The organism is Chitinophaga sp., assembly GCF_036569125.1.
GTDB lineage: Bacteria > Bacteroidota > Bacteroidia > Chitinophagales > Chitinophagaceae > Chitinophaga.
Genome location: NZ_DATCRF010000313.1, coordinates 1 through 10,018, shown reverse-complemented (window position 1 = coordinate 10,018; position 10,018 = coordinate 1). Strand labels below are relative to the sequence as shown.

Annotated in this window: 9 protein-coding genes and 1 pseudogene; 6 read left to right on the top strand and 4 right to left on the bottom strand. The window is 49.3% G+C overall.

Going from position 1 to position 10,018, the window contains the following annotated elements; translation table 11 throughout:
- Nucleotides 1-273: pseudogene (locus tag VIM87_RS11655) on the top strand (efflux RND transporter periplasmic adaptor subunit); the annotation flags it as partial.
- Nucleotides 274-516: 243 nt separating this feature from the next.
- Here VIM87_RS11655 and VIM87_RS11650 read toward each other — a convergent pair.
- From VIM87_RS11650 to kbl, 4 genes are all read right to left on the bottom strand, one after another.
- Complete coding sequence (locus tag VIM87_RS11650) at nucleotides 517-1,254, bottom strand: tetratricopeptide repeat protein (protein WP_331997163.1); 738 nt, start codon at nucleotides 1,252-1,254, stop codon at nucleotides 517-519.
- A gap of 2 nt (nucleotides 1,255-1,256) precedes the next feature.
- Entirely contained in the window at nucleotides 1,257-2,285 is a 1,029-nt protein-coding gene (locus VIM87_RS11645; RefSeq protein WP_331997162.1) for a VWA domain-containing protein, read from the bottom strand.
- A gap of 244 nt (nucleotides 2,286-2,529) precedes the next feature.
- Nucleotides 2,530-3,330 (bottom strand): class D beta-lactamase, encoded by an 801-nt coding sequence (gene blaOXA / locus VIM87_RS11640; protein ID WP_331997161.1) that lies wholly within the window; start codon nucleotides 3,328-3,330, stop codon nucleotides 2,530-2,532.
- Nucleotides 3,331-3,638: 308 nt separating this feature from the next.
- The gene (kbl, locus tag VIM87_RS11635) at nucleotides 3,639-4,844 is read right to left on the bottom strand and encodes a glycine C-acetyltransferase (protein ID WP_331997160.1); all 1,206 of its coding nucleotides are present in this window, start codon (nucleotides 4,842-4,844) and stop codon (nucleotides 3,639-3,641) included.
- A 365-nt stretch (nucleotides 4,845-5,209) separates the two neighbouring features.
- On the opposite strand from kbl, the gene VIM87_RS11630 reads away from it, so the two are divergent.
- The 5 genes from VIM87_RS11630 to VIM87_RS11610 all read left to right on the top strand — a co-directional run.
- Nucleotides 5,210-5,695, top strand: a complete 486-nt coding sequence (locus VIM87_RS11630) for an RNA polymerase sigma factor (RefSeq protein ID WP_089907257.1) — start codon at nucleotides 5,210-5,212, stop codon at nucleotides 5,693-5,695.
- A 2-nt stretch (nucleotides 5,696-5,697) separates the two neighbouring features.
- The gene (locus VIM87_RS11625) at nucleotides 5,698-7,011 is read left to right on the top strand and encodes a hypothetical protein (RefSeq protein ID WP_331997159.1); all 1,314 of its coding nucleotides are present in this window, start codon (nucleotides 5,698-5,700) and stop codon (nucleotides 7,009-7,011) included.
- 30 nt (nucleotides 7,012-7,041) lie between these two features.
- Nucleotides 7,042-7,986 (top strand): outer membrane beta-barrel protein, encoded by a 945-nt coding sequence (locus VIM87_RS11620; RefSeq protein ID WP_331997158.1) that lies wholly within the window; start codon nucleotides 7,042-7,044, stop codon nucleotides 7,984-7,986.
- A gap of 150 nt (nucleotides 7,987-8,136) precedes the next feature.
- The gene (locus tag VIM87_RS11615; RefSeq protein WP_331997157.1) at nucleotides 8,137-8,352 is read left to right on the top strand and encodes a hypothetical protein; all 216 of its coding nucleotides are present in this window, start codon (nucleotides 8,137-8,139) and stop codon (nucleotides 8,350-8,352) included.
- A gap of 173 nt (nucleotides 8,353-8,525) precedes the next feature.
- On the top strand, nucleotides 8,526-10,018 hold a 1,493-nt coding region (locus VIM87_RS11610; protein WP_331997156.1), incomplete at its 3' end, for a pitrilysin family protein.

Here is a 10,018-nt window from a genome sequence, read left to right as displayed (position 1 = left end):
AAGCTGCTGCCCGGCATGTATGCAGAGGCGCAGGTGCCGCTGCCCGGTAAAAAGGATGTGTACATTGTACCTAAAAGCGCGCTGGTAAGCAATTCCGAAAAAGTATTTGTAATAAAGGTTGATCAGAATAAAGCAAAATGGGTGCCTGTGCAGCGCGGCAATGAATACAATGGTATGGTGGAAATATTTGGCAGCCTGGAAGAAAATGAAGTGCTGGTAAAAAATGCCAGTGATGAAATTAAGGAAGGCACAGCGTTAAGCGCCGAACGTTAAACATTTTTAGACTGGCACAATGAATCAGCGAAGGGTCATTATAGGATGGCCCTTTTTATTTAAAACGCATCGGGTACGCACCGGGTACTTTTCCTTTGCTGATGGTCTGCAGCTTGTCTTCTGAAGGGTAGCTAAAAAAATAGCCGTGTTTAATAACACGGCTATGAATCTATAATTTAAGGCTGCCTGCATTATATAAGCCATAAGCTTTAGGCCTTCTGCTTTAAGCTTTCAGCTTTTATACTACCAATCTTTTTCCACCTGCACCGGCTGGCCTTTTGCTTTTTTCATTTTATCCTGGAGCTTCTTTTCCTCCTGGTTCAGGGCCTGCAGCAGGCGTTCCGCTTCCTGCTTATCCAGCTTGCTGGGTTGTGGCTGCGGTTTCTGATCCTGTTGTTCTTTCTCTTTATCCTGCTGGTCCTTTTGTTTATCCTGCTGATCTTTATTCTGGTTTTTGTTCTGCTGGTCCTGCTTTTTCTTGTCTTTATCCTTGTTCTCTTTATTATCCTTATTGTCGCCGCCACCGCCTTGCTGCTGCTTTTTCAGCATAGACTGGGCATAGGCCAGGTTATAACGGGCCTCCTCATCGGCCGGGTTCATTTTCAGGCTTTGTTTGTAGGCCTTAATGCTTTCTTCCCATTTTTTGCCTTCCATATAGGTGTTGCCGATGTTATAGTTAGCATCACTTTTTACGGTTTTATCTTTGGAAAGCTTCAGGCTGTTGGTGTACTGGGTACGGGCATCGTCATACCGTTTTTGCTCGTACAGGGAGTTACCCAGGTTATACCGTCCTACATCCGACTGCTGGTTTTGTTCCAGCGCCTTTTTGTAGTTGGCTTCCGCATCGGTATACTGTTTTTGCTGGTACAGCTCATTACCCTTACGGATATACTTGTTGCCGGTTTGCGCAAAAGCCGCGCTGCTACAGCATAACAGGCCGGCTACAAAAAGCATATGGTAGATAGTGCTCAATTTCTGCATGATCATTCTTTAACAATGGTAACAGCTTCTTCTTCTTTCCGCCGTTTCACTTCCGGTATAAAAAACTCTGCTACTATCAGCAGCAGGCAGGCTGCCAGGAAATACTGGAAATAGCTGTTATAGTCTGTAAATATATTTTCGCCAAACTCCTTTTGCTCCATGCCGTCAATTTTACTTACCAGCGTATTCACCACTTCTTCAGTATTATTATCCAGGTGCTGGTAAATGCCTTTGCCGGCAGCTGCAATAGATTTCAGCTCATTCTCATCCAGCTTGGAAATAATGATATTGCCATCCTTATCCTTTTTAGGACCGCCGGTTTCCGGGTCGGGCAGGGGAGAGCCGGTGGGGGATCCAACACCAATGGTATTGATCACCACTCCTTCATCAAAAGCCGCGCGGGCTTTTTGCAGGGAGCCTTCGTCATGATCTTCCCCGTCGGAGATAATGATGAGGGCTTTATGTTTACGTTCTTTTTTATTGAAAGCATCGTTGCTGACCTGTATAGCCTGTGGAATGGCAGTACCCTGGGTAGGGATCATATCCGGGCTTACAGTGCTCAGGTACATTTTAGCGGCGGAGTAGTCAATGGTAAGCGGCATTTGCAGGTAGGCATTACCGGCAAATACTACCAGGCCTATACGGTCATTATCCAGCTTGTCCATTAGCTTGGTAATAAGCTGTTTGGAGCGGGTAAGGCGGTCCGGTTTAATATCGCCGGCCAGCATGCTCTTACTTACGTCCAGGGCAATGATCACATCCACGCCCTTACGGGTGATCTTTTCCATACGGCTGCCCTTTTGCAGGTTAGCCAGTCCTACTACCCCAAAAAAGAAGGCTACAAACAGCAGCAGGAATTTGAGGGTGAACAGGCGGCGGCTATACCCCAGGAACAGTTTTTCCACCAGGGAAGGGTCGCCCAGCCTGCGTATGGAACGGCGTTTCCACCAGGTAACGCTGATGAAAGCCAGCTGCAGCACCAGCAATAACGCCAGCGCCCATAAATATTCACTATGCTGAAAACGTAACATATGGCTCAAATATAATTTTTTTGCCACGTTTTACAGAACGAAAAGATGGGGTTTATGAGTTTTTTAACGGTATGGGGGTTATTAGTATGTGGTTTGTAGGGTTTACAAAGAGGGAAATATCCACGGACGATCGGGCATCGTCCGTGGTTCAATTACTTAAATTTCACGCTGTACTACACGTTCGTAAAAGGCCATGGACCATCGACCATGGACCATGGACGTTGAACCGGGCCCCGGTTCAACATTACTTATGCCCTTCAAAATACCCTTCCTGCTTCAAAATATCCTTCAGGATCTTCATCCGCACATCAGGCACCTCAATATTCGGATCTTCAGATTCTATATTCAGCACATAAAACGCAGGATGCCCGTTTTCCTCCACCCAGCCGGTGATCCAGCCTATTTTTTTACGGCCGGTAATACCCCAGCCGGTTTTATAGCTCAGCTCATATTTACCGGTCTTTTCCATCAGCATTACGCTGCGCACCCATTGCATAGAGGTTTTGGTAAAAGGCAAATTGTCGAAGTAAAGCTTTTTCACAAAGCCCAGCTCTTCATCCGGGGAGATCTGCAGGGAATTATCTAACCAAAAGGTATCTATCCGGCTGATCTTTGCGTTGCCATATTTAATAGTATCCAGCCAGTGCTGCATGGTAGGCTTGCCAATACGGCGGGCCACTTCCTGAAAATAGGGTACGGATGACAGGCGGAAAGCCTGCTGCATGCTCAGGTCCTGGTCCCACTCCTTTTCGCGGGGAATGCCATCCCATTTGATCACCATAGCGGTATCCCGGATCACGCCGGTTTCCAGGCCAACCAGGGCGTTGAATATTTTAAAGGTGGATGCCGGCAGGAAACGTTCCTTGGCCCGGTCAAGGTTATATACCTTAAAGGTGCCCTGGCTATTGTCGTACAGCATAAAGCAGCCTTCTACCTTGTTCTCTGTAAAGTATTTTTCCCAGCTTTTTTCTTCACTTACATTGTTAGGAGCGCAGGCATTCACTAGTAAGGTTGCCAGCAGGCCTATCCAGCCTAAATATTTCATCGGTTGTTGAATTAATTGCTGCAAAAGTAGTAAATCAGTAGTAAGGATGCAGGCTGTTGGTAATTTACCTGCGGGGAGCATTCCTGGAAACAAACAGCCCCGGCAAATGCTGAGACCTGCCGGGGCTGAATAAAATATAATAGTTTTCGTATTCTCAAAACCCCGTAATGGCGCCGCAACCCGTGCGCAACTCCTGCGCAATTCGGGTGCAACCCGGGTCCTTCCCTCCTAAAACACCCCTTTTTCCCTACTAACATCCCAGTGCAACTCTACCCCCCTACATAAAACCCTACATCTTTTTCCCACCCCTACTTCGCACCCACTCCTTCCTTAATCACCCCAAGCTCTTTCCCTACCTTCGTAAATGCTGCAATAGCCTTATCCAGGTGCGCCTGCTCATGCGCAGCGCTCAGCTGCACACGTATCCGCGCCTGCCCCTTGGCCACCACCGGGAAAAAGAACCCGATCACATACACCCCTTCCTGCAGCAGCTTATCGGCAAACTGCTGGCTCAGCACCGCATCGTACAGCATTACCGGCACTATAGGGTGGTCGCCGGGTTTTATATCAAAGCCGGCTTCTGTCATTTTGCTGCGGAAGTATTTGGTATTGTATTCCAGCTTATCCCGCAGGGCAGTGGTGTTGCTCAGCATATCCAGCACAGCTATAGAGGCGCCTACAATGCTGGGAGCCACGGAGTTGGAGAACAGGTAAGGCCGGCTACGCTGGCGCAGCATATCTATCACTTCCTTTTTACCACTGGTAAAACCACCGGAAGCGCCGCCCAGGGCTTTGCCCAGGGTGCCGGTAATAATATCTACCCGGCCCATAACACCCCGGTATTCGTGGGTGCCGCGGCCGGTTTTGCCTAAGAAGCCGGAGGAGTGGCTTTCATCGCTCATTACAATAGCATCGTACTTATCCGCCAGGTCACAGATCTTGTCCAGCTGGGCAATGGTACCGTCCATGCTAAAGGAGCCGTCCGTTACAATAATGCGGCTGCGGGCGCCGGCGGCTTCCTGCAGCTTAGCTTCCAGGTCGGCCATGTTATTATGTTCATAACGCAGGCGCTGTGCCTTACACAGGCGCACCCCGTCAATAATAGAGGCATGGTTCAGGGCATCGGAAATAATGGCATCCTGCTCGCCGAAGAGGGGCTCAAATACCCCGCCGTTGGCGTCAAAGGCTGCAGCGTACAGGATAGTGTCTTCCAGGCCCAGGAAAGCCGCTATTTTCTGCTCCAGCTCCCGGTGAATGTCCTGTGTGCCGCAAATAAAGCGCACACTGCTCATACCATATCCATGGCTGTCAATAGCCTGCTTGGCGGCCGCTATCACATCCGGGTGAGAGCTTAGCCCCAGGTAATTGTTGGCGCAAAAGTTCACCACGGTTTTACCGTTCACCTGTATCTCGGCTCCCTGTTCGGAAGTAATGATCCGCTCATTTTTATACAGGCCGGCAGTCCGGATCTCATCCAGTTCCTGTTGTAAACGGGTTATAAAGCGCTGGTTCATAAACTTGGGTATTTATGTGACAAATTTATGAGAATAAATGTAGCACCATTCCCTGAGCTTGCCCGTCCTTTCCCGGTTTTACCTAAAAAGTTTGACCGGGTTGTAACATTTCCCGCCCGCCCTACGTCATAGTACTATCATTTACGCGATAAATTGAATGAAAGCAATTCCTGCACGGTTATGAAAAAGCGGCGTCAGATGGCGGGGATCTTATGCCGCTGGAGTCGACAGCTGGCAGTCCGCAGTTGGCGGTAAGAACTGGGGAACACCGCCCAAGACTGCAAACTGCCCACTGGCAACTGCCTGCTGAAACAGGAACTTTCAGGTATTTGTCGGAACTTAGCACTAAAATCCCGCAACACCGGATGACGGAAAAGGAGTACAATAAATGCGTGGACCTGTACGCGGACAATCTCTTCCGGTTCATTGTTAAGAACCTGGAACATACGGAAGACGCGAGAGACGTAGTACAAAACGCATTTGAGATATTATGGAAGCACTGTAATGACGTACCTTTTGAAAAGGCGAAGTCGTACCTTTTTACGGTAGCGTACCATAATATGATAGATCATGTGAGGAAAGTAAAACGCATAACCCTGGTGGACCAGTTCCGCGAGGAAACAAAAATATCGGAGCAGCGCGTACACAACGCCAAAAATGTGCTGGAAAAAGCACTGAACCGGCTTACGGAAGTACAACGCTCCCTGATCCTGCTGAAAGATTATGAGGGATACAGCTATGAGGAGATCAGCAGCATCATGCACCTGAACCCATCACAGGTAAAAGTTTACCTGCACCGGGCCAGGATACATTTAAAGAACTATCTGGTAAAAATGGAAAACGTGATATAATTGTGCCTGTAGACATCAACATATCGAATTATGAGGAGTTCCTGCTCAGTTATATAGATGGAGAGCTGAACACGGAGGAAAGGACCGCCCTGGAAGCCTTCCTGCAGCAGCACCCTGCACAGGCAAAGGAGCTGGAAGTGTATAAGGCCGCCATCCTGAAACCGGATACCGGCGAAGTGTTTAACGATAAAGCTTTGCTGTACCGCAGCACCATTATTACCCTTGAAAATTATGAGCCCTTCCTGCTCAGCTATATAGATGGCGAGCTAAACGCCGCCGAAACCACCGCTCTGCAAGCTTTCCTGGATAAGCACCCGCACGTGGCGCAGGAGCTGGAAACCTGGCAGGCTATGCGCCTGCCCGCTGCAGATACGCCGGCCTTTGAGCATAAGGAAATGCTCTACCGGCACACCGCCACCTTAACAACAGATAATTACGAAACGTACTTCTTAAGCTATATAGATGGCGAGCTGACAGCCGCCGAAGAACAAACGCTGCAGCAGTTCCTGCAACAGCATCCGGAGCTGCAGGCCAGCCTGCAACTCTTACAACGTACCAGGCTGCAGGCAGATGTTGCCCTGCACATGCCCGGCAAAGCCGGCCTGTACCGCAAAACCACAACTAAAGTACGCATAAGCCCCATCTGGTGGGGCGCTGCCGCCGCAGTAGTAGCCGGCGCATTCCTGCTATGGGTACTGCCTTTACAACAGGGCGCACAGGATACGGCTATTGTTGCAGCCAATCAGCAGCAGCAAACAGCTACGCCGGCAGCACCAGGGCAAAACCTGCAAAAGGCCGCACCATCCGTACAATCACTCCCCGCTGCACAGCAGCCTGCACCTGCGCTGGCTAACAATACCCCGGCCGCAGCACCGGAAAAACATACGCTGATAGCTAAGAACAATAGCCCCATAAAACATACTGTCACACAAAAAGCGGCTGTAAGCCCATCTGCTGCAGCATCTGCCAATACCAATACCGTTGTTGGTAATAATGCACAGCCTGTGCTGGCACAGCTGCCGCAGCCACGCGCTACCTCTGAGGAGGTGGTACAGCAGCACCTGGAAAAGAAGATCCAAACCACGGCAGAAGTGCCTCCTGTACAGGATGTAGCTGCCAATCGCGATCAAACCATGGCCAGCTCTGTGAAGCTGCCCCACACACCGGTACCCGATGAACAGCCGGCAGCAGCTGCACCTGCGCCGGAAATACAGGGAGAGCTGATCATGTCCGTTACCAGCAGCAGCGAAAGCCGCCTGCTGAACGGGGTTACCAATGTGGCTAAATTCTTTTCCCGGAAAAAACGTCAGAAATAATGCGGAACCATATCAATACAGAACAGAACTATGAAGTATAAAATTTTACGCTGGATCTTTTTACTGCTCATGCTTACGATCGGGAAGGTACAGGCCCAGAAGCTTGCCCCTGCCGCTACTGTGCCTACGGCAGATACTATCCAGATCAAAGGCCTGATCATCATCAAAGGCAAAGACGCGCGGGGAAAGAACCACTATAAGTTCTATAACGATACCGTATACACACGCAATAAGCTTAAAAAGAACCTGCACACCCGCTGGCTGGTGATAGACCTGGGCTTTAATAACTACATTGACCGCAGCGACTATGCCGGCGCAGGCGCCGCCGCCCTGATGGCCTATGCCACCCCGGGTTATGCCATGAACGCAGCCGGTAAAAGCTATGATTATTCCGCACAGGGCCTCAATACCTTTGCACCCCGCAGCGCCAGCGCCCCCCTTACACCGGACGAGTTTAAGCTGATCCCCGATAAATCCATCAATGTTAACATTTGGGTGCTTATGCAGCGCTTAAATATCTATAAGCATAAATTAAACCTCATATACGCTATAGGTGTCGAAATGAACAACTACCGTTATGCGCGCAGCATTACGTATGTGCCGGGGTATCCTACACAAATAATCCGGGAAGATTCTATACATTTTTCAAAGAATAAATTGTTTGCAGAATACCTGAGCGTACCTTTGATGCTGAATTTTACGTCTAACCCGGCCAGGCCCGGCCGCTCTGTGGATGTTAGTATGGGTGTAATGGCGGGCTACCTGGTAAAATCACGCACCAAACAGATCAGTGAAGAGAGAGGCAAAGTAAAGCGTACAGACGATTTTAACCTGAACAAATGGCGGATGGGCATTACCAGTGAGCTGGGCTATGGACCAGTGAAACTTTATGGTAACTTTGCGCTCACACCGCTGCATGACTACGGCCTGGAGCAATATCCATTTTCCGTAGGCATCCGTTTTAACGGCTTTTGACGTTTTTCATAACTTAACCCAGCACTTAAGACTAGGCTTATGCGTACTTTTTTGACCTTTCTAGCTTGTTCCGGATTTATTGTATGGGCACATTCCTGTGATACACGCATTCTGGGTGTAAACCCTACCCCTGCAAAAAAGGAAACATTCATGGCTAAACGGTCAGAAGCCCCGCCCAGCAGCTCCCGCCAGCAATATCTTAAGCAGCTTTTCTCCGCCGCCGCATTAACCATGGTAGGCAGCAACCCGCAGCTATACCTGGTAAGCTTCCGTTACCTGGCCAGCCATCATTATCTGTCGCCCAGGGCCGATACCCTGATGACACGCCTGCGCCCCCACTACCAGTTTGCCAGCCAGCGGCAATAGGCATTTAAGCGTACTTATCAAGTGAGCGTATTATCCCATTGGAATTTCCGGCCCGGGAGGCTGCGGAATCCTATTTTCACGTTTTTTCGCCTTTCTTCCCTTTTCTCCTATTTGTAGCTTTCCCCTTTTCTCTATATTTGGACGATCTATATTTCATTTCCAAAAACCAACGTATGACTATTTTGAAAAGAGCCATTTTCATGCTGTTACTGTCCTGTACCTTGTACAGCGTACATGCACAGGACAAATATGAATGGAAAGAAGCTACTGCAGGCGGATATACCTACCGGTATGTGACCGACGACCCCATGCAGGCACGCTTCTACACACTAAAGAACGGGCTAACCGTTATCCTGAGCGTCAACAAAAAAGAGCCCCGCATTCAAACCCTGATCGGTGTGCGCGCCGGTAGTGACAATGATCCCAAAGACCACACCGGCCTGGCCCACTACCTGGAGCACCTGCTGTTTAAGGGCACCAACAAATTCGGCTCCCTGGACTGGGCGCAGGAAAAAACTTACCTGGATAAAATAGAAGGCTTATATAACACCTATAACCACACCAGCGGCGCCGGCCCCCGCAAAACGGTATACCACCAGATAGACAGCGTTTCCGGCCTGGCCGCCAAATACGCCATTGCCAATGAGTATGATAAAATGATGGCCGGCATGGGCGCACAGGGTACCAATGCCCATACCTGGGTAGAGGAAACCATTTATGAAGAAGATATTCCCTCCAATGCCATAGATAAATATTTATTTGTACAGGGAGAGCGTTTCCGCGAGCCCGTTTTCCGCCTGTTCCATACCGAGCTGGAAGCCGTGTATGAAGAAAAGAACCGCGGCCTGGATAACGATAGCCGTAAAATGTACGAAAGCATGCTGGCAGCGCTGTTCCCCACCCATAACTACGGGCAGCAGTCAACCATCGGCACCGTGGAGCACCTGAAAAATCCGAACCTGAAAGCCATCCGCGATTTTTATAACGCCTACTATGTGCCCAATAACATGGCCATTGTAATGGCAGGCGATTTTGACCCGGACTATGTGATCAAAAAGATAGACACAGAGTTTGCCTACATGCAGCCCAAACCCATCCGCGAATACAAAGCCCCGGTAGAAAAACCTATTGCGGCCCCCATAGTAAAAGAGGTGTTTGGGCCCGATGCTGAAAACGTGAACATTGCCTTCCGTTTACCCGGTGCGCTGGATACCAAAGCATCTGTACTAACAAATGTAGTGGCGCAGATCCTGAACAATGGTAAGGCCGGCCTGCTGGACCTTAACATTAACAAGCAGCAGAAAGTGCTGAACGCCAGCGTAGGCCAGCTGCAATGGAAAGACTATACCGTGTTTTACCTGAGCGGCAAAGCCAAACAGGGTCAAACTTTGGAAGAAGTTAAAGACCTGCTGCTGGGCCAGTTGGAGATCCTGAAAAAAGGAGAGTTTGATGAAACCCTGGTAAAAGCCATCGTTAATAACGCCAAGCTTTCTGAGCTACAGGGCCTGGAAAGCAATAACAACCGCGCTAACTCCATTATGGACGGCTTTATTAAGCACCGCGGACAGAACTGGCTGAATGATGTGGAGATGGTAGATGCCATGAGCAAGGTTACCAAAAAGCAGATCGTTGATTTTGCCAATGAATACCTGAAAAATAATTACGT